Raw genomic sequence first — 25690 nt, forward strand, 5'->3', positions numbered from 1 at the left:
GGAGATTGCGATGGATCGCGCCGCATCCAACTACGTCGAGGAAACCGGTTTCGGTTTCTGGTTTCTGCAAAGCCACGTGTGGCAGCACCATGTGCTGCGCGTGGCCATCGATGATCTGCACACGCTGATCAGTGGCCCGCTGCCGAGCGCTCCAGTGCTGCTGGACGCCGGCTGTGGCCAAGGCAAATCGTTCGCCCTGCTGCAGCGCGCCTTTCAGCCAGCCAGCATCATCGGCCTGGATGCCGACCCGCACAGCCTCGACTGCTCGCGCACCGAAGCACAGCGCCTGGGCCTGGACGTACAGCTCATCGCCAGTGACTGCGCGGCGATCCAGCTGCCCGATGCCAGTGTCGACATCCTCTTCTGTCACCAGACGTTCCACCATCTTGTCGAGCAGGAACAAGCCCTCGCCGAGTTCTGGCGAGTGCTCAAGCCGGGCGGCCTGCTGCTGTTCGCCGAGTCGACCAAGTACTACATCGATACCTGGGTGATTCGCTGGCTGTTCCGCCACCCGATGGAGGTGCAGAAGAGCGCCGACGAATACCTGAGCATGCTGCATGACCAAGGCTTCGAGTTCAGCGAGCGCAATGTCTCCTACCCCTACCTGTGGTGGAGTCGCTCCCAGGACTTCGGTCTGCTCGAACGCTGGGGCATTCGTCGGCCGAAGGCCTTTGGCCAGCGCAATGAAACCCTGGTCAATGCGGCGGTGCGCAAACCCTTCGAGCAGACGCCGACATGAACAAACTGTTGCTGCTCGCTTGCGTGCTGTTGCTGACGGCCTGTGCCGCCCGCACGCCGCTGCCCGAGTCGTCACCAGCGCTGGTAGCGCCCTTGCCGATATCGCTGCAAGTAAGCACAGCCGATGGCCAGGACTGGCTGCTGGTGATTCAGGCGGAAGGCAGCAGCCTGCGCTGGTCGCTGTTCGACCCACTCGGCGTGCCCCTGGCTCGCCAGTCCCTGATCGCCGGCGCCTGGCACAATGACGGCCTGCTGCCGCCCAACGGGGACGCCCGCGAACTGTTCGCCGCGCTGCTGTTCGCCCTCACGCCTGCCGATCAACTGGCCCGTACCTACCATCAAGCCGATTGGCAGCAGCAAGGCGCCGACAGCCGTCAGCTGGCGCCCAACTGGCGCATCCAGTACACGGCGCCGCTGGCCATGCGCCTGGATAACGGCAAGCAGCGCTATCAGGTGAGCCCACTGGAGACACAACCATGATCGCTCGACTCGACGCCCTCGGCGTGGTCTGCGCCCTTGGCCAGGGCAAGCAAGCAGTGGCTGATGCCCTGTTCGCCGGCGATACCAGCGGCATGCGCCGCCAGGCCGGCTGGATAGCGGAGCGCAGCGTGACCGTTGGCGCGGTCGAGACGCCGTTGCCGGACATGCCCGCCGACCAGGAACACGCCTCGACCCGCAACAACCGGCTGCTGCTGGCCGCGGCGCTGGAAATCCACGACGAGATTCAGGCCGCCATCGCCCGTCATGGTGCCGGGCGCATCGCCGTGATGCTCGGCACCAGCACCTCGGGCATCGCCGAAGCGGGCGAGCATATCGCGGCCTACGTGAACGACGGCGTGCTGCCTGCCGAGTACCACTACAGCCACCAGGAAATCGCCGCACCGGCCACCTTCCTCGCCGACTGGCTGGGGCTGAGCGGGCCGATTTACTGCCAGTCCACCGCCTGCACCTCCAGCGCTCGCGCCCTGCTCAGTGCCCAGCGCCTGCTGCAACTGGGCGTGTGCGATGCCGTACTGTGCGGCGGTGTCGACAGCCTCTGCAAGCTCACCCTGAACGGTTTCGCCAGCCTGGAGGCGGTATCCGACGAGCGCTGCAACCCGTTCTCGATCAACCGCCACGGGATTAATATCGGTGAAGCCGCAGCCCTGTTCCTGATGACCCGCGCGAGCGACGACGATCACGCACCAGGTATCGCCCTGCTCGGCGGCGGCGCCAGCTCTGACGCCCACCATATTTCCGCACCGCACCCCCAAGGTATCGGCGCACAGCAGGCCATGCACAAAGCATTGAGCGCTGCGGGCCTGGCGGCCGAGCAGATCAGTTATCTGAACTTGCATGGCACCGCCACCACCCACAACGACGCCATGGAAAGCATCGCCGTGCAGGCGCTGTTCCCGGCGGGCGTGGCCTGCTCATCGAGCAAATCACTGACCGGCCATACCCTCGGCGCTGCCGGGGCACTGGAGGCTGCGTTCTGCTGGCTGACCCTGAGCGATTACAACGCTGCCAATCGGCTGCCGCCTCATGTCTGGGATGGCCAGGCCGATACGCAACTGCCGCGCCTGAACCTGGTCGATGCGACCGCCCCTGCACTATTGCCAACGGATGGGCGACGTTACCTGATGAGCAACTCGTTTGCCTTTGGCGGCAACAACCTGTCCTTGATTTTAGGAGACCTGCCGTGAGTGTCTGGCCCGTCGCAGAGCTGGTGCCCCACGCTGGCGACATGATTCTGATCGACGAAGTGCTGGCGTTTGGCGCCGAGCATATCGAGACCCGCCTGGTGGTACGCCCGGGCGGGCTGTTCAGTCATTCGGACGGCAGCCTGCCCGCGTCGGTCGGCATCGAGCTGATGGCCCAGAGCGTTGCGGCCTTCGCGGGTTGCCACGCGCGCCAGGAAGGCCGCCCGGTGGAGCTCGGCTTCCTGCTCGGCACCCGTAATTTCACCTGCAACGTGGATCGTTTTCCGGCCGGCAGTACACTGCACATCACCGCCACCCGCTCGCTGCAGGATGACAACGGCATGTGCGTATTCGAATGCCGCCTGCAAGGCCCGGACATTCTCGTCGAGGCCAGGCTGAACGTGTTTCAGCCCCGCGATGTGGCCACCTATATTCAGGAACCCCCCCTTTCTCAGGAGCCGTCTGCATGAGCGAGACCATTCTGGTCACCGGATCGAGCCGCGGTATCGGCCGTGCCATTGCATTGCGCCTGGCGCGCGCCGGTTACGACCTGGTGCTGCATTGCCGTTCGCGCCGCGATGAGGCCGAAGCGGTGCAGGCGCAGATCGAAGCCCTCGGCCAGAGCGCCCGCATCCTGCAATTCGACGTCGCCGACCGCGCCGCTTGCCGCGACGCCCTGGAAGCAGACGTGGAAGCCCACGGCGCCTATTACGGCGTCGTGTGCAACGCCGGCCTGACCCGTGACGGCGCCTTCCCGGCGCTCAGCGAAGAGGACTGGGATGTGGTGCTACGCACAAACCTGGACGGTTTCTACAATGTCCTGCATCCATTGACGATGCCCATGGTGCGCCGCCGCAAACCTGGGCGTATCGTCTGTATCACCTCGGTTTCCGGGCTGATCGGCAATCGCGGCCAGGTCAATTACAGTGCCTCCAAAGCCGGTATCATCGGTGCGGCCAAGGCGCTGGCCATCGAGCTGGGCAAACGCAAGATCACCGTCAACTGCGTGGCACCGGGGCTGATCGATACCGAGATTCTCGACGAGCACGTACCGCTGGAGGAGATTCTCAAGATGATCCCGGCGGCGCGCATGGGCACTCCGGAAGAAGTGGCCGGCACGGTGAATTTTCTGATGTCCGAAGAGGCGGCGTACATCACCCGCCAGGTAATCGCCGTGAATGGCGGTCTGTGTTGATCAAGAGTGAAGTTGCACGATGAAGCGCGTAGTCGTTACCGGCATGGCCGGCATTACCTCCCTGGGCGATAGCTGGGACAGTATCTCGGCGAATTTTCGCGCCAACCGCAACGGCATTCGTGTCATGCACGAGTGGGATCGCTTCAGCGAAATGAACACCCGCCTGGGCGGCCCGGTGGATGACTTCGTCGTGCCCAGCCATTGGACGCGCAAGCAGCTGCGCAGCATGGGCCGCGTATCGAAGCTGTCTGTCTATGCCGCCGAACGCGCACTGGCCCACGCTGGCCTGCTCGGCGACCCGCTGATCGGTGACGGCCGCATGGGCGTGGCCTGCGGCTCGTCCACCGGCAGTACCGACGAGATCAAGGCGTTCGGCAACATGCTGCTCAACTCGATCGCCGACGGCCTCAACGCTAACTCCTACATCCGCATGATGCCGCACACCACGGCAGCCAATATCAGCATCTTCTTCGGCCTTACCGGCCGGCTGATTCCGACCTCCAGCGCCTGCACCAGCGGTAGCCAGGGCATTGGCTATGCCTACGAAGCGATCAAGTTCGGCCGCTTGCCGCTGATGCTTGCCGGCGGTGCCGAGGAGCTTTGCCCGACCGAAGCCATGGTCTTCGACGCGCTCTACGCCACCAGCCTGAAGAACGATGCGCCGCACACCAGCCCGCGCCCCTACGACCAGGGTCGCGATGGCCTGGTGATCGGTGAGGGCGCCGGCATGCTGGTACTTGAAGAGCTCGAACATGCGCTCGCCCGCGGCGCCACTATCTACGCCGAAATCGTCGGTTTCGGCTGCAACGCCGACGGCCAGCACGCCACCAAACCGGTGCAGGCCACCATGCGCCGGGCCATGGAACTGGCGCTGGAAGACGCCGCGCTGGCGCCGGATGCCATCGGCTACGTCAACGGCCATGGCACCGCCACCGAGCAGGGCGACGTAGCGGAAACCCAGGCCACCAGCAGCCTGTTCGGCACGCGCATGCCGATCAGCTCGCAGAAGAGTTACCTCGGCCACACCCTGGGCGCCTGCGGCTCGCTGGAATCCTGGTTCAGCATCGAAATGCTCAACAGCGACAGCTACGTGCACACGCTCAATCTGGATCAGATCGACCCACGCTGCGGCGAACTGGACTATCTGCGCGGTGAATTCCGCGAGATGAACAATGAATACGTGATGAACAACAATTTCGCCTTTGGCGGTGTCAATACGTCGTTGATCTTCCGACGCTGGCACTGAAAAACCGTAACTTCTTCACTGACAAGGAACATGGATGATGTCTCGTTTCAACCGCATTGCCCTGCTCGCCCTGCTGGTACTGGGCATCACCGCCTGCACCTCAAAGCCGGTGGTAAACATCGAAAACAGCGCACCACCTGCCGCGGTCAAGGGCCAGGATGACATGCGCCGGGCGATTCTCACCGCCCTGCAACGCCGTCAATGGACGGTCGAGAGCGCGGATCAGGGGCAGATCCTGGCGTCGGTCACGCGCCGCAGCCACCAGGCGAAAGTCACCATTCCCTATACCGCATCGACTTACTCGATCCGCTACCGCGACAGTCGCAACCTCGACTACCGCAACGGCAAGATCCACCGAACCTACAACACGTGGACACAGAATCTGGATCGCAGCATTCAGCAGGAATTGAGCAGCCCTTCCCTTTACATGCCCCAGTAAACACTCAAGGAGTTACCCATGAACGCAAAAACCTGGACCGCTGCTGCACTTATCACCGCCGCCCTGCTGCCTGCCGTCAGCCAGGCTCGTGACACCGCCCACTTCCTGGATTTCCAGTCGGTGGTCAACGAAGCCACCCAGGCTGGCCGCCTCGATGGTTCGGTTAAGTTCTACCTGAACAAGACCCCGGCTGGCGCCAAGATCATCAACGCCAACGTCACCACCAGCCAGAAGACCAACGCCTTCAACAAGACCGACGAAGCTGCCTGCAGCTGGGCGCTGCAATCGGCGCTGATCAAACTGCAGAATTCGGCCAAAGCCGCCGGTGCCAACGCAGTGGTCGACCTGGCCAGCAACTACAAGAACAAGGAATACCGCGACAACAGCAAATACGAATGCCATGCCGGCGCCATCATGGCCGGCGTCGCGCTGAAGGCCAAGTACGCTCGCGTCAAGTAAGCGAACCGTGCGCCGAGAGCTTTAACTCTCGGCGCATAGGCTTATCGCTGACGAGCTAGAAAATGAACGGCACGAACATCCGACTGCGCGCCATATAGTCGCGATAGGCATCGCCGAAGTAGGCCTGGCACTCGCGCTCTTCGCACCTGGCGGCGAGCCATAGCGCCACACTCGACAGTAATGCCAGTACCAGCGTCAGCGCAGTCGGCTGCTTCCAGGCAATGCCCCAGGCGAGCAGCAGCAGCGAGCAGTACATCGGATGGCGGATATAGCGAAAGATGCCGCTGGTGACCAGCTTCGACGTGCGCTCGAAGGCGAACAACTCATCATCCTGGCGACGCTCGTCGGCACGCCCGAAGCGACGCATCTGGTATATGCCGGCGAACAGCACCAGCAGTGAAACCGTCAGTAATACCCAGGAAACCTGTTGATGGGTCGCATCGCGGTTCTCGAACCAGAACGGCGCATTGAGCACTAACAACACCAGCATCAGTTCCCAGGCGATAAAGCGATAAAATCCATGACTACGCGGGTTACCCAGCGAGCGCCAGGAAATGCCCGTCAGAACGATGCTCAGTACCACGAAAACCAGTAATTGCCAGACCCCCACCACATTCCTCCCCAATCGCCCTCTGTTACACTGCTGCGCTCGCACGCCCAGACGCTCGCCATGGATCGCACCCAACTGCACACACTGCTGCCACACCAGGGCAAAGCACTCTGGTTGGACGCGCTGCTCGAACACGATGCGAGCAGCATCCAAGGTCTGAGCGGCTGGCACCACCTCGACAGCCTGGGCGAAAACGCTTCGCCTTGCCTGCTGTTCGAAGCTGCCGCCCAATTGTGTGCCGCGCATGGTGCCTTATACGGCAACGACAGCGCCATCAAAATGGCCCTGGTCGGCAAACTCTCGCAGCTGCAATTGCATGATCACCCCGCGCAACGTCAAGGCGATCTGCTGGTCAGCGCCACCCAAGAAGCAATGAGCCCGGCGGGCGCCCTGTATGGCTTCAGTGTGCACGCTGAACAACGTTTACTGCTCGATGGCAAACTCCTGCTGGTGCTCGTCCGTGCTTGAACTCAAGAACCTCGGCTATCGCTACCCGGAAGCCCAACAACCTGCACTGCAGAATATCGACCTGCATCTGCAAGCCGGGCAATGCCTGGGGCTGCTCGGCAGCAACGGCGCCGGCAAAACGACCCTGCTGTCACTGCTCAGCGGAGTGCTGCAGCCGCTGAGTGGCGAAATCGTTTGGCATGGCGAACGGCGCCTGGGCCTGGTGCCGCAGCAACTGGCGTTCTATGCCGGGCTGAAGGTGAAGGAAAACCTCGAGCTGTTCGCCGATCTCTATGAGCTGCGCGGCCCAGAGCGTCGTCAACGCCTCGAGCGCTGCATCGCCAGTACGGCGCTGGAAGACAAGCTCGATCGCCGCGCTGAACGCCTGTCTGGCGGTGAGCAGCGACGCCTGAACTTCGCCATCGGCCTGCTGCAACCGGCAGAGCTGTATCTGTTCGACGAAGCCACCGTGGGCGTCGATGCCGCCAGCCGGCAGATGCTCCTTGAAGCCGTCCAGCTGCTGACTGCCGAGGGCAAGGCGGTGATTTACACCAGTCATTATCTCGACGAGGTGGAGCGGGTGGCGGATCGCATCCTGCTGCTCCACGAAGGTCGCGTGCAGCTGGATATCGACAAGCATCAGTTGCTCGGTGATCAGCCGGGGCTGTTTCTGCAGTGGCCCGAGCGCCAGCCTGAAGCCTTGCTGCCGCTGCTCGATAGCCTGGGCCTGAGTGTCGAACAACTGGCCAATGGCGTGCGCATCGCGGAACTGGATGTGGCGCAGTTGCTGGCGATCACCGGTTTCATCGCCGAACAGCCGCAAGCCCCCAGCCTGCTGCGCTTTGGCCGCCCATCACTGGAGCAGCTCTACCTGCGCCTCAATGGAGGCCGGCTATGAGGCTGCGCGCCCTGGTTCGCAAGGAAATCCTCCTGCTGCTGCGTGACCCGCACGCACTGGCCGTGCTGTTCATCATGCCGACGCTGTTTCTAGTGATCATGGCCGGGGCCATGTCCAGCTACCTGCAAGATCGCCTGCCGCCCCTGCAGTTGGTAATCGATGCGCCGCAGCAAAGCGATTCCAGCCGTTTTTTCCACAGTGCACTGCAGGCGCAACTGCCTGACAGCCAGTTGCTGGCCAGCGGCCCGCCCGAGATGACGCACATCAGCCTGGCCGCTGACTTCGACGGCAGGCTGCTGGATACCCCCCACCAGGGCCCGACCCTGAGTTTTCCCGCGCAGTTCGACCGTCTCTCGCGCCAGCGCCTGCATGGCGCCGTCACCATCGCCCTGGCGCAGACCCGACTGCTCGCCTACCTGCAGGACAGCGGTGCGCTGGATGAGGGGCTCACCCAGGCCGAACAGCTCGAACTGATCCAGCAACGTACCGAGAGCCAGATCAATGAGCAGGAGCGCCTGGCCAGCGGCGACCTGAGCAACCAGGCCAACGCCACGCAGATGAGCGTCCCGGCGTGGCTGATCTTCGGCATGTTCTTCGTCGTGCTGCCGATGGCCGGCAGCTTTCAGCGCGAGCAGCAGAGTGGCGCGCTGCTGCGCTTCCGCTGCCTGGGCCTGGGGCTCGGCACCCTGGCACTGAGCAAGATGCTGCCTTACCTGGCCATCAACCTATTGCAGTTCGTGCTGCTGCTGAGCATTGGCATGCATGGCCTACCACTGGTCGGTCTGCCAGCGCTGGAGCTCAATGGCAGCCTGCCCGCTTACGCCCTGCTGGCGGCGAGTATCGCACTGGCCACCAGCAGCCTGGGTCTGCTGCTGGCGGCATTGGCACGCAGTAGTGAACAAGCCCTATTGCTTGGCGGCGGGATCAATATCATCCTCGCCGCCATCGGCGGCATCATGGTGCCCAAGAGCGTGATGCCGGAGGCCATGCGCCAACTGGCGGAAGTTTCCCCGATGAGTTGGGCGCTCGACGCCTTTCTCACCCTGCTGGTGGGCCATGGCTCACTGAACGACATAGCCCCCTGGTGCGTACGCCTGCTGCTGTTCGCAGCACTGGCCGGCGCCAGCGGCTTGTTCCTGTTCCACAAACGAGTACAGCAAACGCAATGGACCACACACTACTAGAAGAAAAGCTCAAGCAATTGCTGATTCGCGAGTGCGACAAGGAAGATGACATCGACTGGCAAAGCATCGACGACGACGAGCCGCTGTTCGGCCAGCAGAGCCGCATCCAGATGGACAGCCTGGACGCGCTGCAAGTCTCGCTCGCGTTGCAGCAGCACTACGGCGTGCGCATCGAAGGCGCCAAGGACGGTCGGCGCATTCTCAATAGCATCGCCAGCATCGCGGCCTTCATCAGGCAGAAACAGTGACGCCCATCTACCTCCAGCGAGGCGCTCTGCACAGTGCACTTGGCGCGAACCTACGCGCGGCTGGTGAGGCGCTGCAGCGCGGCGTGCTGCCTGAGGCGGACACCTTCGTACTGCATGAACTGCGGCAGCCACGCCCTTACCTGGCCGTAGCGGCAGGCGAGAGCCGAGACCAGCACTTCGACCGACTGATCCGCGAGACCCTTGGCGACGACAGTGCGCTGGAGGATTGCCTGTTGATCGTGGCCAGTACCAGCCTGGACATCAATGAACTGGAAGACTTGGCGAAACAGGACGGCGGCTTTCGCCCCGATCATTCGACCTCCCTCGACCTGATCGCCGAGCAGCTGCGCGAGCGCTGGGGCTTCGCCGACGCCTTCACCCTCAATACCGCCTGTACCAGCGCCGCTAACGGGCTGCTGTACGGCGCCCGACTGCTCGGCGCGAACCTTTATCGCCGCGCTCTGGTGCTGGCTTTCGAAACGCCCAGCGCGATAGCCCAGCAAGGCTTCGGCGCACTGGATCTGATTTCGCCCAGTGGCCTCTACCGACCCTTTCACCCGCAGCGTGATGGCCTGGTGCTCGGTGAAGCCTACGTGGCCACGCTGCTGGCACTGGAACCTGGCCCGGCACCGCTGGCCAGGCTGCTTGGCGGTTTCAGCGCCTGCGACACCAGCAACCTGACCACCACCCGCGAAGACGGCAGCCACATCGACTGGGTGATGCGCGAGGCCTTGCGCAGCGCAGACACCAGCGTCGAGCAGATCGGCCTGGTGAAACTGCACGGCACCGCCACCGGCGCCAATGATCGCGCCGAGAGCAACGGTGTACGCCTGCTGTTTGGCGAGGCGCTGCCGCCGCTGTGCGTGCTCAAACCGTGGATTGGCCACACCCTGGGCGCCTGCGGCCTCGCTGAAACCCTGCTGCTGGTGCAGAACCTCGGGCACCTACCGGCTTGTGATTACGCCAGTGAAGCCCTGCTACCGCTACCAGGCGAGCCACTCGCCATTGCCGATGACAGCCTGCTGTTGGCCAACTTCTTCGGCTTTGGCGGCAACAACGCCAGCCTGGTGCTGCAGCGCTGCACGGGAGAAACACCATGAGCACAGTCATCGCCGCGTGCAGCGTCAGTGGTGACGCCAGCGCGTCCGACAAGGATCTGAAGGCTACCCTGAGCCAATGGCTGGCCAGCCCGCCTCGACGCATCGACCGGCTGATCCTCCAGGCGCTGCTGTGCACCGCTCCACTCAAAGCGAAGGTACGCAGTGACTGCGGGCTTTATCTGGCATCCCGTCACCCGGCAAGAGGGACAATGGGCTCGCTGCTCGACGCGGTATGCGTACATCAGTTGCAGCCCAAGCCCTTCGAATTCGTCAACAGTGTGAGCAACGCCGCGGGCTTCCACGTCGCAGCACAGCTGGGACTGGAGGGGCCGAACATGTTCATCGGTGCCGGGCCGCGTGCCTGGAAACAGCTGCAGGCATTGGCAGGGTTGGATCTGGCAGATGGCGTGGTCAGCCAGGCGCTGCTGGTGGTGATCGACGAGAACGGCGAGTTTCAGGCACAGGCTGTGCTGATCACCGGCCCATACCAGGCAGCAGATTTTGCCGAGCTGACGGCGGCGATCGATGTGCTGCAGTTGCAACTATAAAACAGCGGCGGCTGTGTGGCGGGAGCGGCCGGTGAGCAGAGCTTTTGTGGGAGAGGCTTTAGCCTCGATTTTGCCTAGCTAGGCGTAAAGAGCTCGCGGCTAAAGCCTCTCCTACAAAAAGAAAGCTCTGCATCCACCGTCCGCTTCTGCCTTTCTGCAGCCCTCGCTTACCCCTTGCCCTTGGCCCAGGCGCCAAGCTCTTTCATCAAGGCGCGCTCCTGACTGGCAATGCCGCGCAGCCTATCGGCGATCGGCCGGAAGTCCGGCGCTTCGCCCTTGCTACGGCTGGCCCGTACGCACGCTGAGGCGAACTGGCGCCAATCATCGCCCACTGCGGTCATGCGCACCGAAGCTTCCTGCAGCGTGGTATCGCCAATCTTCTCGCCGGCCTCCTGCAGGAAGCTCGCGTACATGAAGCGGAAGCCTGCACCACCGGTACCGATCTCCTCCTGCATGCGCACGATGTGGGTGAGGTAAAGGCGGTTGTACTTGGCCTGAGCCGGATCGAGTGCCTCGACGCGCTTGGCCAGGTGGCCAATGCCACGAATGCCGATCCACGGCAGCGGCATGCCATCGAGGATACGCGCGGTCGACAGCACGCTCTTGCGAATCAGCCGCTCCCAGTCCTGATCGGGCGGCACGTCGTCCAGGTAATACATCAGCCCCTTGGCCGCCAGAGCCCCCTTGGCGAAGCGTGCTTTCTGCAGATCCTCGGCGGCACAGCGTACCGGCGCCTCGAACACTGGGTCGCTGAGCAGGTATTCGTTACCCTCGCGACCATAGGCCAGCAGGTTGTGGGCGTTGAAGTGAAAGCGCATTTCTGGCGGAAAGTACGGCAGCCAGAAAACCGAGCTCTGCAGCCCAGCCAGGCGCCCACTGTCGAGTGCGGCATCGAGGGCGACACGTCCCTGCTCAGGATTGGAGAAGGTACGGCTAGTCAGGCGCACGCCCAGGCGCTTGCTCAGCGTCTTGATCAGGTGACGGGGTGGCATGCGGTAGGCAATCAGCGGCATACCGCCGAGCTTGACGATCGGCAGGTAGGCGAACGCCAGGCCAGATGCCAGCCCGAACGCCATCGGCTCGCTCATCGGCAGGCCGGCATGGGTCAGCAGACTGGCCATCACGCCGCTTTCGCAGTGGGCGCTCTGGCGGTGCTCGAACGCGCTCATAGCAGTTCCTTCTGATAGCGACGCAATTCGTCGACGGACAGGCCAAAGGCCTCGGCATAGCGGGCCAGCAGCGAATCGCTCAGGCGTCGGTAGATCTCGGGGCGAAAATGCCGGCGCACGCGCCATTGCCAGAGCCCGGAGATCTGCGCCAGCGCCGGCTCGTCCATGCGGTAGCGATACATCAGGCATTTCAGCGGCGACAGCTCCCCACGGCGCCAGGCTGCTTGGGCCTCGGCCTCCTGAGCCTCCAGCTCGGCGACCGCGAGCTGAGTGGAGTACGACTCGGGCTCCCAGCCATCGCTTTGGGTGCCCTGGTAATGGCCGCTGGCATCCACGGCGTAGACCAGCTTGCTGTGGCCACCGTAGGTGGAGCTGTGATCCTGAGGAACCTCGTCAAGCTTCATTGCCGACCACCGTGAGGTGCATGAATGCACTGGAGAAGCGCCCACTTTCCGGCACGTAGCACAGCAGCTTCTGGCCACTGCGCAGCTGCCCGCCATTGAACAGCTCTTCAAGGATGATGAAGATCGACGCTGCGCCAGTGTTGCCCTTGCTGGTCAGGTTGGTGAACCAGCGCTCCATCGGGATTGGCAGGTCGACATTGGCCAGCCCCACGGCCAGACGGTCGCGGAAGAACTCCGACGAGTAATGCGGCAGGAACCAGTCGATGTCCGCCACGCGCAGCTCACGGCGCGCCATGATGCGCCGCAACGCTTCTTCCACGGTGTATTTGACGATGTTCTCGTTGAGCAGTTTGACGTCCTGCTTGATCGCCATCACCGACTGACGGGCGCGCTCATCGGCGTCATAGCGGCTCCAGCCACGCAGGCTGCCGTCTTGCATCTCGGCGCCGGCATACATACAGGCGGGCATCTGGTCGGCGAACGAGAGAATATCCAGCCAGTCGACACGCAGGCTCAGCCCGCTAGCGTTGGGATGATCCTGCAGCAGCACGGCGCCAGCACCGTCGGAAAGCATCCATCGCAGGAAATCCTTCTCGAAAGCGATCTCCGGATGGTTCTCCAGCTCCTCGACGCGGCTCTCGTACTCGGCATTGAAGTTGCGCGCCTGCATCAGCGTCGAAGCCACTTCGGAGCCGCAGGCCACGGCATTGCGACTTTCACCGCTGGCCACGCTCATCCAGGCGTATTTCAGCGCGGTCATTCCGCACAGGCAGATACCCGCCGTGGTCGCGACCTCGCAAGGCGGATTGCCCAGCTCGCCATGCACCATCACCGCATGGCCTGGCATCACTTGGTCGGGAGACGAAGTGCTGGCGACCAGACAGTCCAGGCTGTCCAGCGCGAACCCCTCCCCTACCAGACCCCGGATCGCCTCGGCGCTCAGTTGCGCATTGCTCATGCTCGGCTCACCGGTCAGCGGGTCGATGACGTAGTGGCGCTGCTGAATGCCATTACGGCGCAAGACCAGCTTGCGGGCGCGCGATGGCTTGCCGCCAACCATACCGAGGCGAGCTTCCATCTGCTCGTTGTCGACTGGGTCATGGGGCAGGCTGGCACTGATGCGATTGATGAATACGGGTGTTACCACGGGATTACCTCGGGTCACTTCACTCGCCGGACGGACCGGCGAAGTAGGCCTTTTCACGCTGGATTCGCGCCTTGAACAGCGGGGCCAACAACTTTTTCAACAGGGCACTGATCGGCACCACGGTCAGAATCAGGCAGATCAGGAAGACGATGTACACCACCAGCCCGGCGCCGCGGCGCTTGCTTTGCTGCGGGCCGAGCGCGGTAAGCAGTCGGCTCCATAGCGTGAAGCTGCGATTGCCGACCTTTTCACTGGCGATCAGTTTTTCATCCACTTTGACTGCACCAAGGCCGCCGAGCATCGGCTGCTCGATGGGCTGCTCGTCTGCAAGCAGGCAGCGTGCCATGGCATCGCCGAAGCGGCCGGCATTGGCCATTTCCGTTTCGTCGATACCGGCGCGTGGCACCCAGCTGTAGGGCTTCTGCCGGCCGGTGAACATCCACAGTGGTGTGGCCAGGAAACTCGCCGCCGTACCACAAGCATCGGTGAGCACCACGTTGTCGACCAGCTTCGCGCCCAGTGCCTGCAGGCGTGCCTTGACCTTTTCCTGGGCCATCAGCCACATGTTGCGACAACCGATCAGGGTCACTACCGGCGTATCCTTCAACAACCGAGCGGCTTCAGGCGACGCGAGGAAACTGGTGAACGGCAGCGACGGCGACAGAAACCACACCTGATAGGCGAGAATGATCAGGTCGTAGCGTTTCTCGGGGTCGACCGTCAGCGGCAGCAACAGCTGCGGCTTCATCAACACGGTTTCCGGGAAGATCCGGAAGAAACCAAGAAAGGGCCACGGGAAGGGAAAAGGCTTGGCCGGTTGCAGCGCCAGGAAATCCACCTGAATGCCTTCACTCGCCTGCAACGGCGCACAGACCGATTGCACCAGGCGGTTCAATTGGCCAGTCTGTGAGAAGTGAACGACTAGAACCTGACGCATTTAAAGCGAATCCCTGCAAAATGGGCGGATTATGCCACAGAGAATTCTTCAAATCGTAACCAAACGCTGCACGGTCTGCGCAGTGGTTCTCCTGTTCGCCTCTTTGTCGGCGCAGGCAGGGGATCTGCTGATACGCGTGGAAGGCAACGAGAGTGCCGCCAAGCTTTACCTGGCACTGGTCGCTGCCGACCAGGAAAGCTGGGAACCGATGCTGCGCGAGCAGCAAGGTGAAGGCGAGCAACTGATCCTGAAAGACGTACCACCTGGGCAATACGCTCTGCAGTTGTTTCAGGACGCCAACGGCAACGGGCGTCTCGACCTCAGCCCGCGCGGCATTCCGCTCGAGCCCGTGGGCTTCTCCGGCAATCCGTCACTCCTGAAAGGCAAGCCCAAGCCCCAAGGCGCCAGATTCGAGCATGACGAAGACGACACCCTGATCGACATACGCCTGCGCCAACCTCGCGGAGGGCGCCAGGCGCAGTGATGCCGATCAGCGGTGATAGTCGGCAGACAGCTCGTGCACCGCTTCGAGGAAGGCCCCGGCATGAGCAGGATCGACTTCCGGGGTGATGCCGTGCCCCAGATTGAATACATGACCACTGCCAGTGCCGTAGCTGGCTAGGATACGCGCCACCTCGGCGCGAATCGCCGCAGGCTTGGCATACAGCACGGTAGGATCCATGTTGCCTTGCAAAGCCACTTGGCTACCGACACGGCGGCGCGCCTCGCCGATATCACAGCTCCAGTCCAACCCCAGCGCATCGGCGCCAGTGGCTGCCATCGACTCCAGCCACAGCCCGCCATTCTTGGTGAACAGGATCACCGGAATCTTGCGCCCGTCCTGCTCGCGGATCAGGCCGTCGACGATCTTCTGCATGTAAGCCAGGGAGAACGCCTGATAGGCAGCTGACGACAGGTTGCCGCCCCAGGTATCGAAGATCTGCACCGCCTGGGCGCCAGCGCGGATCTGCCCATTGAGATAGGCCGTGACCGACTGCGCCAGCTTGTCGAGCAGCGCGTGCATGGCCTCGGGCTGGTCGTAAAGCATCGCCTTGATCTTGCGGAAGTCCTTCGACGAGCTGCCCTCGACCATGTAGGTCGCCAGCGTCCACGGGCTGCCGGAAAAACCGATCAGCGGCACACGGCCATCCAACGCCGATTTGATGGTACGTACGGCATCCATCACATAGCCCAGATCCTTCTCTGGATCAGGAATCGGCAGCGCGTCGATATCGGCGGCGCTGCTGATGACCTTCTTGAAACGCGGCCCCTCACCGGTCTCGAAATACAGCCCCTGCCCCATAGCGTGGGGGATGGTGAGGATATCGGAGAAGAGGATGGCAGCGTCGAGTTGCGGATAACGATCCAGCGGCTGCAGGGTGACTTCGCAGGCAAACTCAGGGTTCATCATCAGCTTCATGAAATCCCCGGCCTTGGCCCGGCTGGCCCGATATTCCGGCAGGTAACGACCGGCCTGACGCATCATCCAAACCGGCGTAACGTCGACGGGTTGCTTGAGCAGGGCACGTAGGAAACGGTCGTTCTTCAAGGCGGTCATGGGTATTTCCCGAACAGAAGCGGTGAACAAAAAGTGTGCACATTGTCGCAGAGCAAGCCGTAAAAGGCACGGCATGGGACGCCGTGCCGCAGGTTCGGGAGCATAAGCGAGCGCGCTGAGCGGCGTATTGCCTCAGGTCAGCCAAGGGTCGGAAACGACGAGGCCGGCATTAAGCCGGCCTCGTCGGGAAGCGTGATGCTCAGACACCGAGGTAGTCGAGAATCCCTTCCGCCGCATTGCGGCCTTCGTAGATGGCGGTTACCACCAGGTCGGAACCACGCACCATGTCGCCGCCAGCGAACACCTTCGGGTTGCTGGTCTGGTGCTTGAAGGTAGACTTCTCCGGCGCAACCACACGACCCTGGGTATCGATACGGATATCGAACTCATCGAACCACGGCGCCGGGCTCGGACGGAAACCGAAGGCGATCAGCACGGCTTCCGCCGGGATGATTTCCTCTGAGCCTGGGATTGGCTCGGGGCTGCGGCGGCCACGGGCATCTGGCTCGCCGAGACGGGTCTCGACCACCTTGACGCCTTCGACCTTGTCTTCACCGACGATGGCGATCGGCTGGCGGTTGAAGAGGAATTTCACGCCTTCTTCCTTGGCGTTCTTCACCTCTTTGCGCGAGCCAGGCATGTTCGCTTCGTCACGGCGATAGGCGCAGGTCACGGACTTGGCCGTCTGACGAATCGAGGTGCGGTTGCAATCCATCGCCGTGTCACCACCGCCAAGCACCACAACGCGCTTACCCTTCAGGTCAACGAAGTCTTCCGGCGCCTTCTCGAAACCGAGGTTGCGGTTGACGTTGGCGATCAGGAAATCCAGCGCATCGTGGACGCCCGGCAGGTCTTCGCCCGGGAAACCGCCCTTCATGTATGTGTAGGTGCCCATGCCCATGAACACGGCATCGTACTCTTCGAGCAGTTGCTCCATGGTGATGTCTTTGCCGATTTCGGTGTTCAGGCGGAACTCGATGCCCATGCCGGTGAACACTTCGCGACGGTTGCTCAGCACGCTCTTTTCCAGCTTGAACTCGGGAATACCGAAGGTCAGCAGACCGCCGATTTCCGGGTTCTTGTCGAACACCACCGGGGTCACGCCGCCACGCACCAGCACGTCGGCGCAGCCCAGACCTGCCGGGCCCGCACCGATGATCGCGACACGCTTGCCAGTCGGTTTGACCTTGGACATGTCAGGGCGCCAGCCCATGGCGAAGGCGGTGTCGGTGATGTATTTCTCTACCGAGCCGATGGTCACCGCGCCGAAACCGTCGTTAAGGGTGCAAGCCCCTTCGCAGAGACGATCCTGCGGGCAAACACGGCCGCAGACTTCCGGCAAGGTGTTGGTCTGGTGGCTGAGCTCGGCGGCGGCGAGGATGTTGCCTTCGGCGACCAGCTTCAACCAGTTGGGGATGAAGTTGTGTACCGGGCACTTCCATTCGCAATACGGGTTGCCACAACCCAGGCAGCGGTGCGCCTGATCACCGGCCTGGGCCGGTTTGAAGGTGTCGTAGATCTCGACGAATTCTTTCTTGCGCTGACGCAACAGCTTCTTCTTCGGGTCTTTGCGCCCGACGTCGATGAACTGGAAGTCGTTATTCAGACGTTCAGCCATGTCATAAACCTCTTAGCAGCAGCTACACGCCATAAGCCTGGAGCTGCAATACAATCACGTTGAGCTGCGAGCCCTTCACTGCCAGGCAGCTTGGGCTCGCAGCTTGAAGCTGCTTTATTGCGGGTTGGCGCGGATGCTGGAGAGCAGCGACTTGAGGTTCGCAGCCTTGGGTTTCACCAGCCAGAACTTGCGCAGGTAGTCGTCCAGGTTCTCCAGCAGATTGCGGCCCCACTCGCTCGACGTCTCTTCGACGTACTCGGCCAACACGCGCTCCAGGTGGCTACGGTAAGCCTCCATGGACTCGTTGTTGATCCGTTGAATCTCCACCAGCTCGTGGTTCACGCGGTCGTAGAAGCTGTTGTCCAGATCCAGCACGTAGGCGAAACCACCGGTCATGCCTGAACCGAAGTTGTAGCCGGTTTTGCCCAGCACGCAGACGAAACCGCCAGTCATGTACTCGCAGCAATGGTCACCCACGCCTTCTACCACGGAATGGGCGCCGGAGTTACGCACCGCGAAACGCTCACCTGCAGTACCCGCCGCGAACAGCTTGCCGCCAGTGGCACCGTACAGGCAGGTGTTGCCGATGATGGCGCTGTCCTGGGTTTTGAACGGGCTGCCTTTCGGCGGCACGATCACCAGCTTGCCAGCGGTCATGCCCTTGCCGACGTAATCGTTGGCGTCGCCTTCGAGGTAAAGGTTCAAGCCACCAGCGTTCCACACGCCGAAGCTCTGCCCGGCCGTACCCTTGAAGCGGAAGGTAATCGGCGCTTTGACCATACCGTGGTTGCCATGCACCCGAGCGATCTCGCCGGACAAACGGGCACCAATGGAACGGTCGCAGTTGCAGATGTCCAGTTCGTACTCGCCACCACTGGCGCTGTCGATCGCCGACTTGGCCATGGACAGCATCTCTTCAGCCAGCAAACCCTTGTCGAACGGCGGGTTGCGGTCGACCTCACAGAACTGCGGCTTATCCGCGGGGATGTAATCGCTGCCGAGCAGCGGCGTCAGATCCAGATTGTTCTGCTTGGCGCTTTCCCCCGGCAGGACTTCCAGCAAATCGGTACGCCCGATCAGCTCGCCCAGGCTGCGCACGCCGAGCTTGGCCAGCCATTCGCGGGTTTCTTCGGCGATGTAGGTGAAGAAATTCACCACCATGTCGACAGTACCGATGAAGTGATCCTTGCGCAGCTTGTCATTCTGCGTGGCTACGCCGGTGGCGCAGTTGTTCAGGTGACAGATACGCAGGTATTTGCAGCCCAGGGCAACCATCGGCGCGGTGCCGAAGCCGAAGCTCTCGGCGCCGAGGATTGCGGCCTTGATCACGTCCAGGCCAGTTTTCAGGCCGCCGTCGGTCTGTACCCGCACCTTGCCGCGCAGGTCGTTACCGCGCAGGGTCTGGTGGGTTTCAGCCAGGCCTAGTTCCCACGGCGAACCGGCATACTTGATCGAGCTCAGCGGCGAAGCGCCCGTGCCGCCGTCGTAACCGGAAATGGTGATCAGGTCGGCATAGGCCTTGGCCACACCAGCGGCGATGGTGCCGACGCCCGCTTCGGATACCAGTTTGACCGACACCAGTGCACTGGGGTTGACCTGCTTGAGGTCATAGATCAGCTGCGCCAGGTCTTCGATGGAATAGATATCGTGGTGCGGCGGCGGCGAAATCAGCGTAACGCCCGGTACGGCATAGCGCAGCTTGGCGATCAGGCCGTTGACCTTGCCACCCGGCAACTGACCACCTTCACCTGGCTTGGCACCCTGAGCCACCTTGATCTGCAGCACTTCGGCATTGACCAGGTATTCCGGGGTAACCCCGAAACGGCCAGTGGCGATCTGCTTGATCTTGGAGCTCTTGATGGTGCCGTAACGCGCCGGGTCTTCACCGCCTTCGCCGGAGTTGGAGCGCGCGCCCAGGCGGTTCATCGCCTCAGCTAGGGCTTCGTGGGCCTCTGGCGACAGCGCGCCCAGAGAGATACCGGCGGCGTCGAAACGCTTGAAGATCGACTCCAGCGGCTCGACTTCGTCCAGCGCCAGCGGCGTATCGGCCAGCGTGACCTGCAGCAGGTCACGCAGCATCGACACCGGGCGGGTATCCACCAGCTTGGTGTATTCCTTGAAGGTCTCGTAGCTGCCCTGCTTCACTGCTGCCTGCAGGGTGTTGACCACATCGGGGTTGTAGGCGTGGTACTCGCCGCCGTAGACGAACTTCAGCAGGCCGCCCTGCTGGATCGACTTGCGGTTGTTCCAGGCTTCGCCCGCCAGCGCCTTCTGCTCGGCTTCCAGGTCGACGAAACGCGCGCCCTTGAGGCGGCTCGGCACACCACGGAAGCACATGCCAGTGACTTCATCGGCCAGGCCAACCGCTTCGAACAGCTGGGCGCCGCGGTAGGAACCGACCGTGGAGATGCCCATCTTCGAGAGGATCTTCAGCAGGCCCTTGGAGATGCCCTTGCGGTAGTACTTGAAGACTTCGTACAGATCGCCCAGCACTTCGCCGGTACGGATCAGGTCGCCCAGCACTTCATAGGCCAGGAACGGGTAAACCGCCGAGGCGCCGAAGCCGATCAGCACCGCATAGTGGTGCGGGTCACGAGCGGTGGCGGTTTCGACCAGGATGTTGCAATCGCAACGCAGGCCGGTTTCGGTCAGACGATGGTGCACCGCGCCAGTGACCAGCGCAGCATGAGCCGGCAGCTTGCCCGGCGCAATGTGACGGTCAGTCAGCACCAGCAGCACTTTGCCGGAACGCACGGCTTCTTCAGCTTGGTCGGCCATGTTGCGCACGGCCGCTTCCAGGCCGATCGACTCGTCGTAGTTGAGGTCGATGACCTGCCGCTCGAAACCTGGCCTCTCCAGGTTCATCAGGGTGCGCCACTTGGCCGGGGAGATTACCGGCGAGCTGAGGATCACTCGCGATGCGTGCTCCGGCGACTCTTCGAAAATGTTGCGCTCGGCACCGAGGCAGATCTCCAACGACATGACGATGGCTTCGCGCAGCGGGTCGATCGGCGGGTTGGTGACCTGCGCGAACTGCTGGCGGAAGTAGTCGTACGGCGAGCGCACGCGCTGGCTCAGCACCGCCATCGGCGTGTCGTCACCCATGGAGCCGACCGCTTCCTGGCCCTGCTCGGCGAGCGGACGCAGCACCTGGTCACGTTCCTCGAAGGTGACCTGGAACATCTTCATGTACTGCTTGAGCTGATCAGCCTCGTAGAAGGCCGAACCATGGTCGTTGTCTTCCATGGTCGCGCGGATGCGCAGCGCGCTCTTGCGCAGCCACTGCTTGTACGGGTGACGCGACTTGAGGCGGTTGTCGATGTCGTCGGTGGTCAGCACCTGGCCGGTTTCGGTATCGACGGCAAGGATCTGGCCCGGGCCGACACGGCCTTTGGCGACCACGTCTTCGGGCTGGTAATTCCATACGCCGATTTCCGAGGCCAGGGTGATGTAGCCATTGGTGGTGGTCACCCAGCGCGCCGGGCGCAGACCATTACGGTCGAGCAGGCACACGGCGTGACGACCATCGGTCAGCACGACGCCGGCCGGGCCATCCCAGGGTTCCATGTGCATGGAGTTGTATTCGTAGAACGCCCGCAGGTCGGCGTCCATGGTTTCGACGTTCTGCCACGCTGGCGGAATGATCATGCGCACGCCGCGGAACAGGTCGATGCCGCCGGTGACCATCAGCTCGAGCATGTTGTCCATGCTCGAGGAGTCGGAGCCCACGCGGTTGACCAGCGGACCGAGCTCTTCGAGGGCAGGAATCTGACCATTCTCGAATTTGGTACGGCGCGCCTGTGCCCAGTTGCGGTTACCGGTGATGGTGTTGATCTCGCCGTTGTGGGCGAGGAAACGGAACGGCTGAGCCAGCGGCCACTTTGGCAGAGTGTTGGTGGAGAAGCGCTGGTGGAACACGCAGATCGCGGTCTGCAGGCGCTCGTCACCCAGATCCGGGTAGAACTGCTGCAGGTCGGCCGGCATCATCAGGCCTTTATAGATGATGGTCTTGTGCGAGAAGCTGCAGATGTAGTGCTCGCTGTCTGCGGCATTGGTCACCGATGAGCGGCGACGCGCGCAGAACAGCTTGATGGCGAAGTCCTGATCGCTCAGACCATCGGCGCTGATGAACACCTGCTCGATCTGCGGCAGGCGCTCCAGAGCCAGACGGCCGAGTACGCTGGTGTCGATCGGCACCTTGCGCCAGCCGACCAGGGTCAGGCCGGCAGCCTGGATCTCGCGGTTCATGTTGTCGCGGGCAGCGCTGGCCTTGGTCTCGTCCTGGTTGAGGAAGACCATGCCTACGGCATATTGCTTGGGCAGCTCGACGCCAAAGGTGTCCTTGGCGACGGCGCGCAGGAACAGATCGGGTTTTTGAATCAGCAAACCACAGCCATCACCCGTCTTGCCGTCGGCATTGATGCCGCCACGGTGGGTCATGCAGGTCAGTGCTTCTATCGCCGTCTGCAACAGGTGATGGCTTGCCTCACCTTGCATGTGGGCGATCAGGCCGAAGCCGCAGTTATCCTTGAACTCATCAGGATGGTACAGACCTGCTTTCATAGGGAACTCTCACCAGACTGCCTTACTCGGCATTTTTCTTTCTAATTTCAATCAATTACCCTGCGCGCAGGTCAATGCGCCCAGCTTTGCGCAGGCAAACGGAGGTCATTGTACATAGCGAGATAGACGTCACAAAGAACAATGTGACGAAAAACAGGAATAAAATGTCGCAAAAATGAAAGAGCCCGTTACGACAATTACACCGTAACGGGCACGTTTCTATCAGGGCGTCATTTCTTGGGTGACGCTGGCGAAGGTTTTCGGCCAGGGCTTACCGGCCTGAACCTTGGCTGGCAAAGTCTTCACGGCTGCCTGGGCGGCATCGCGGCTGGCAAAACTACCATAAGTGATGACGAAAAGCGGCTTACCCTGGTGCATCTTCTTGAAGTAGCGGTATTGCGCGCCGTTCTGACTCACGAATGAACGCGCACTGCTTTCCGAGCTAGTACCGAGAATCTGCAGGGTGTAATGGCTCTTGGTCTGCGTCGCATACCAGCCGCTGCCCTGCGTTGCGCCGGCTGTTGTAGGCGCCGGAGGTGCAGGAGCGGGCTTGGGTGCTGGCGCCGGGGTCGGCTTCGGCTGCTCAGCCGGCTTGGGTTGCTGCGCGACTGGCGGGGCTGCCTGAGGAGCAGGTGTAGTGGGTGGTGCAGTCGCGGGGGCTGGCTGGGACGCCACTGGAGGAACGGTCACCGGCGTACTCGTCACTGGCTCAGGCAATTCCACATTGGCCTCACCGTCCGTCTCACCTGCAGCTTGAGCAAGCGGCTGACGGATCACTGGTTGGGACTGGCCAACCAAAGGCAGCGGCAGCGGCTGATTGCTGCCAGCGAACTCAATGGCAGGCCGGCCATCCGCTCCCTGCTCGGCGCCTGGCTGAGTCGCCTGAGCTTCGGGCGGCTGTTGCGGCTGTTGCGTGGCATCGATAGGCAACTGCGCCTGAGTTTCCGGAGCATCCGAGGGGCCCGAACGGCCTTGCATCAGCAGGGCCGCTACGACACCGAGAGCGACCACACCCAAGGCGAGCAGATGCTTCCTCGGCAGATTGAAGGAGAAACCACCGGCCTTTGCAGCTCCGCGGCGCGACGCCATGGCATCGACCAAGACGTCACGGGCCACCCGATTGATCTCGCCCGGCCAGCCGCCGGAACGATCATGAATCAATTCGATCTGCTCCTCGGAAAGCAACTCTATACCCTGCGCGGCCCCCTCCAAACGTAGCGCCAGGTATTCACGCGTCTCATCCTCTGCATAAGGCTGCAGTTCGATGACGTGGAATGCCTCTTCTGCGCCTGCCAACGCCTCCAGGCGCGAGATTAGATCCGTATCGGCGAACAGAAAGACATGGGGGCGCCCATCAGAATTGCCTTGAGCGAGCACCAGCAACGCTTCCAGCGACGCTTCACTGAGCTCCTCGGCATCATCGATGAGCAGATAAACTTCCTGCCCGGTCAGCGACAGCTGGCCGACCTGAGCCAGCAACGACGCACGATCCGTCTGCTGAGTATTGAGACCCTGCGCGATATGGCGCATCAGTGTCGCCGGGTCGGCAGCGCCTTGGGCGGAAACCACCACATTGTGCACGGCCTGCTTGTTGGTGCTGGCGACCAACGCCTGCCGCAGCAAGGTCTTGCCACTGCCTTCCGGCCCCGTCACCACCAGCAGCAACTGGCTGTAGCGCGCCAGATGGTGCAACTGCCCAAGCACGGGCTTGCGCTGCGCCGGGAAGAACTTGAAGCCCGGCACCCGCGCCGCGAACGGGTCATGGGTGAACTGGTAGTGGTCGAGAAACGCTTCGTCGGCGTGCAAACTGGTCATTGAATACTCACTGATTGTTAAGCCGAGCCACCAGCGCCGAGTAATCGGCAGCCAGGGTGGCACTCAAGATGTCTCGCGGGTAATCGCTGGTCACTACCGCTTCGCCTAGCGAACGCAGCAGTACCAGGCGCAACTGGCCATCCAACACTTTCTTGTCGACTGCCATGTGCTCAAGAAAGTGCGCCGAGGTCATTTCTTGCGGCGGTACTACGGGCAGGCCGGCCGCCTGAAAGAGGCGAATACCACGGTCACGCTCATCGGCATTGATCCACCCCAGTCGATGAGACATCTCCAACGCCATCACCGTTCCGGCGGCTACCGCCTCACCGTGCAACCAGACGCCATAGCCCATATGAGTCTCGATGGCATGGCCAAAGGTGTGACCGAGATTCAACGTGGCGCGCACACCCGTTTCTCGCTCGTCGGCGCCAACCACTCGCGCCTTGGCCGCGCAGGAGCGCTCAATGGCTTGGGTCAATGCAACCTGATCCAACGCGCGCAATGCAGCCATATTGGCCTCGAGCCAACCAAGAAAGGGCTCATCGCAGATCAACCCATACTTGATCACTTCAGCCAGCCCTGCCGACAACTCACGCGGCGGCAGCGTATCCAAGCTACGCGTATCGATCAGCACCACCTGAGGCTGATAGAAAGCGCCGACCATGTTCTTGCCCATTGGGTGGTTGATACCGGTCTTGCCGCCTACGGAGGAGTCGACCTGGGACAGCAGTGTGGTAGGAATCTGGATGAAATTCACGCCACGTTGATAGCAGGCTGCCGCGAAGCCTGCCATGTCACCGATCACACCACCGCCCAGGGCAATGACCGTAGTACGACGATCATGACGAGCACTGAGCAGACCATCGAAGATAGTTTGCAGCGTTTGCCAATTCTTGAAACCTTCGCCATCAGGTAGCACGACCGAGGTGACACGATAATCTGCCAAGGTCGCCTCAAGCCCAGCCAAATAAAGCGGTGCAATGGTTTCATTGGTGACAATGGCAACTTGGCGTCCGACGATATGCGGCGCCAGCAAATCGGCACGACTCAACAAGCCAGCACCGATATGAATGGGGTAGCTGCGCTCAGCGAGATCGACATGAAGTGTTTGCATGGAGCCCCCAATTTAAAAAGGGCTCTAGGATAACGCAGTTCGCCCCAGTCATTAACGGGGTGCTAGCGCTTCCAGCCTCTCGAGAATTTCCTGAACCACCATACGCGGTGGGCGCTCATCGGTTTCAATGATCACATCGGCAATTTCCCGATACAGCGGATCACGAATAGCGAGCAGATCAGCCAACACCTTGCCAGGGTTGGGCGTGCGCAGTAATGGGCGATTTCGATCACGTGCCGTGCGGTCGATCTGCTGCTCGACCGAGGCATGCAGATAGACCACTCGCCCGCCAGCATGCAAGGCCTGGCGGTTCTGCGGTCGTAATACGGCGCCACCCCCGGTAGCCAAGACCAGACCATCAGATTCGCAAAGCGAGCAGATCACCGCTTGCTCGCGCTCACGAAAGCCCTGCTCACCCTCGACATCGAAAATCCAGGGAATGTCTGCACCGGTACGCTGTTCGATCTCCTTGTCGGAGTCCTTGAATGGCAACCGCAACTCTTTGGCAAGTAAGCGCCCGATGGTGCTTTTTCCAGCACCCATCGGGCCGACAAGGATCAGATTACGCACA

General features: G+C 62.1%; 26 protein-coding genes. 15 read left to right on the forward strand and 11 right to left on the reverse strand.

Translation table 11 applies throughout. From position 1 onward, the window contains the following. The first annotated feature begins 10 nt into the window (after positions 1–10). From ACZ3GY_RS17260 to ACZ3GY_RS17295, 8 genes are read left to right on the forward strand one after another with little or no spacing between them, the layout of a single operon-like run. Positions 11–739, forward strand: a complete 729-nt coding sequence (locus tag ACZ3GY_RS17260) for a class I SAM-dependent methyltransferase (RefSeq protein WP_465911267.1) — start codon at positions 11–13, stop codon at positions 737–739. Beyond that, positions 736–1218 carry a hypothetical protein gene (locus tag ACZ3GY_RS17265; protein WP_465911268.1) on the forward strand — a complete coding sequence of 161 codons (483 nt, stop codon included), beginning with the start codon at positions 736–738 and terminating at the stop codon, positions 1216–1218. The genes ACZ3GY_RS17260 and ACZ3GY_RS17265 overlap by 4 nt, the downstream gene beginning before the upstream one ends. Next, positions 1215–2423: a beta-ketoacyl-[acyl-carrier-protein] synthase family protein gene (locus tag ACZ3GY_RS17270; protein WP_465911270.1), complete on the forward strand. Its 1209-nt coding sequence runs from the start codon at positions 1215–1217 to the stop codon at positions 2421–2423. Before ACZ3GY_RS17265 ends, ACZ3GY_RS17270 begins: the two co-directional genes overlap by 4 nt. Beyond that, the gene (locus ACZ3GY_RS17275; RefSeq protein WP_463562558.1) at positions 2420–2890 is read left to right on the forward strand and encodes a hotdog family protein; all 471 of its coding nucleotides are present in this window, start codon (positions 2420–2422) and stop codon (positions 2888–2890) included. The genes ACZ3GY_RS17270 and ACZ3GY_RS17275 overlap by 4 nt, the downstream gene beginning before the upstream one ends. Further along, positions 2887–3615, forward strand: coding sequence for a 3-oxoacyl-ACP reductase FabG (gene fabG / locus ACZ3GY_RS17280; RefSeq protein WP_225837744.1), 729 nt, complete (start codon positions 2887–2889; stop codon positions 3613–3615). Before ACZ3GY_RS17275 ends, fabG begins: the two co-directional genes overlap by 4 nt. A 19-nt stretch (positions 3616–3634) precedes the next feature. Next, positions 3635–4861, forward strand: coding sequence for a beta-ketoacyl-ACP synthase (locus tag ACZ3GY_RS17285; protein ID WP_225837734.1), 1227 nt, complete (start codon positions 3635–3637; stop codon positions 4859–4861). A gap of 34 nt (positions 4862–4895) precedes the next feature. Continuing rightward, on the forward strand, positions 4896–5300 hold the full coding sequence (locus tag ACZ3GY_RS17290) for a hypothetical protein (RefSeq protein WP_465911271.1): 405 nt from the start codon (positions 4896–4898) through the stop codon (positions 5298–5300). A gap of 18 nt (positions 5301–5318) precedes the next feature. Beyond that, entirely contained in the window at positions 5319–5759 is a 441-nt protein-coding gene (locus tag ACZ3GY_RS17295; protein ID WP_465911272.1) for an excinuclease, read from the forward strand. 55 nt (positions 5760–5814) lie between these two features. On the opposite strand, the gene ACZ3GY_RS17300 is transcribed toward ACZ3GY_RS17295, so the two are convergent. Next, positions 5815–6369 carry a methyltransferase family protein gene (locus ACZ3GY_RS17300; RefSeq protein WP_225837727.1) on the reverse strand — a complete coding sequence of 185 codons (555 nt, stop codon included), beginning with the start codon at positions 6367–6369 and terminating at the stop codon, positions 5815–5817. Positions 6370–6429: 60 nt separating this feature from the next. On the opposite strand from ACZ3GY_RS17300, the gene ACZ3GY_RS17305 reads away from it, so the two are divergent. The 6 genes from ACZ3GY_RS17305 to ACZ3GY_RS17330 are packed head-to-tail and all read left to right on the forward strand — an operon-like array spanning position 6430 to position 10794. After that, positions 6430–6837, forward strand: coding sequence for a beta-hydroxyacyl-ACP dehydratase (locus ACZ3GY_RS17305; RefSeq protein WP_463571611.1), 408 nt, complete (start codon positions 6430–6432; stop codon positions 6835–6837). Then, on the forward strand, positions 6830–7714 hold the full coding sequence (locus ACZ3GY_RS17310) for an ABC transporter ATP-binding protein (RefSeq protein WP_465911275.1): 885 nt from the start codon (positions 6830–6832) through the stop codon (positions 7712–7714). Before ACZ3GY_RS17305 ends, ACZ3GY_RS17310 begins: the two co-directional genes overlap by 8 nt. Further along, positions 7711–8898, forward strand: a complete 1188-nt coding sequence (locus ACZ3GY_RS17315) for an ABC transporter permease (RefSeq protein WP_465911276.1) — start codon at positions 7711–7713, stop codon at positions 8896–8898. Before ACZ3GY_RS17310 ends, ACZ3GY_RS17315 begins: the two co-directional genes overlap by 4 nt. Next, positions 8880–9146, forward strand: coding sequence for an acyl carrier protein (locus ACZ3GY_RS17320; protein ID WP_084304607.1), 267 nt, complete (start codon positions 8880–8882; stop codon positions 9144–9146). Before ACZ3GY_RS17315 ends, ACZ3GY_RS17320 begins: the two co-directional genes overlap by 19 nt. Then, a complete protein-coding gene (locus ACZ3GY_RS17325) occupies positions 9143–10246 on the forward strand; it encodes a beta-ketoacyl synthase N-terminal-like domain-containing protein (protein WP_225837710.1) in 1104 nt (367 codons plus the stop codon). The genes ACZ3GY_RS17320 and ACZ3GY_RS17325 overlap by 4 nt, the downstream gene beginning before the upstream one ends. Then, positions 10243–10794 (forward strand): hypothetical protein, encoded by a 552-nt coding sequence (locus tag ACZ3GY_RS17330; protein ID WP_465911277.1) that lies wholly within the window; start codon positions 10243–10245, stop codon positions 10792–10794. The genes ACZ3GY_RS17325 and ACZ3GY_RS17330 overlap by 4 nt, the downstream gene beginning before the upstream one ends. 167 nt (positions 10795–10961) lie before the next feature. Here the strand turns inward: ACZ3GY_RS17330 and darH are convergent, their stop codons facing one another. From darH to ACZ3GY_RS17350, 4 genes are read right to left on the reverse strand one after another with little or no spacing between them, the layout of a single operon-like run. After that, positions 10962–11963 (reverse strand): BtrH-related acyltransferase DarH, encoded by a 1002-nt coding sequence (darH, locus tag ACZ3GY_RS17335; protein WP_465911278.1) that lies wholly within the window; start codon positions 11961–11963, stop codon positions 10962–10964. Beyond that, entirely contained in the window at positions 11960–12367 is a 408-nt protein-coding gene (locus tag ACZ3GY_RS17340) for a DarG family dialkylresorcinol biosynthesis protein (RefSeq protein ID WP_465911280.1), read from the reverse strand. Before ACZ3GY_RS17340 ends, darH begins: the two co-directional genes overlap by 4 nt. Then, positions 12357–13514: a beta-ketoacyl-ACP synthase III gene (locus ACZ3GY_RS17345; RefSeq protein ID WP_225837704.1), complete on the reverse strand. Its 1158-nt coding sequence runs from the start codon at positions 13512–13514 to the stop codon at positions 12357–12359. Before ACZ3GY_RS17345 ends, ACZ3GY_RS17340 begins: the two co-directional genes overlap by 11 nt. Before the next feature lie 19 nt (positions 13515–13533). Beyond that, a complete protein-coding gene (locus ACZ3GY_RS17350; protein ID WP_465911281.1) occupies positions 13534–14451 on the reverse strand; it encodes a dialkylrecorsinol condensing enzyme in 918 nt (305 codons plus the stop codon). Between the two features lie 82 nt (positions 14452–14533). Between ACZ3GY_RS17350 and ACZ3GY_RS17355 the strand changes: the two genes are divergently transcribed. Next, complete coding sequence (locus ACZ3GY_RS17355) at positions 14534–14935, forward strand: DUF2141 domain-containing protein (RefSeq protein ID WP_225837701.1); 402 nt, start codon at positions 14534–14536, stop codon at positions 14933–14935. A 6-nt stretch (positions 14936–14941) separates the two neighbouring features. On the opposite strand, the gene hemE is transcribed toward ACZ3GY_RS17355, so the two are convergent. From hemE to aroK, 6 genes are all read right to left on the reverse strand, one after another. Next, complete coding sequence (hemE, locus tag ACZ3GY_RS17360; protein ID WP_465911283.1) at positions 14942–16009, reverse strand: uroporphyrinogen decarboxylase; 1068 nt, start codon at positions 16007–16009, stop codon at positions 14942–14944. Positions 16010–16208: 199 nt separating this feature from the next. Next, positions 16209–17627: an FAD-dependent oxidoreductase gene (locus ACZ3GY_RS17365; RefSeq protein ID WP_465911285.1), complete on the reverse strand. Its 1419-nt coding sequence runs from the start codon at positions 17625–17627 to the stop codon at positions 16209–16211. Between the two features lie 114 nt (positions 17628–17741). Continuing rightward, positions 17742–22190: a glutamate synthase large subunit gene (gltB, locus tag ACZ3GY_RS17370; RefSeq protein WP_465911286.1), complete on the reverse strand. Its 4449-nt coding sequence runs from the start codon at positions 22188–22190 to the stop codon at positions 17742–17744. 222 nt (positions 22191–22412) lie between these two features. Then, positions 22413–24005, reverse strand: a complete 1593-nt coding sequence (locus tag ACZ3GY_RS17375) for an AAA family ATPase (RefSeq protein ID WP_465911288.1) — start codon at positions 24003–24005, stop codon at positions 22413–22415. Positions 24006–24012: 7 nt separating this feature from the next. Then, positions 24013–25119, reverse strand: a complete 1107-nt coding sequence (gene aroB / locus ACZ3GY_RS17380) for a 3-dehydroquinate synthase (protein WP_465911290.1) — start codon at positions 25117–25119, stop codon at positions 24013–24015. Between the two features lie 51 nt (positions 25120–25170). Further along, positions 25171–25689, reverse strand: a complete 519-nt coding sequence (gene aroK, locus ACZ3GY_RS17385; RefSeq protein WP_465911291.1) for a shikimate kinase AroK — start codon at positions 25687–25689, stop codon at positions 25171–25173. Between the last annotated feature and the right edge of the window lies 1 nt (position 25690).

It is taken from the genome of Pseudomonas sp. PME37.24/006 (genome assembly GCF_055556635.1).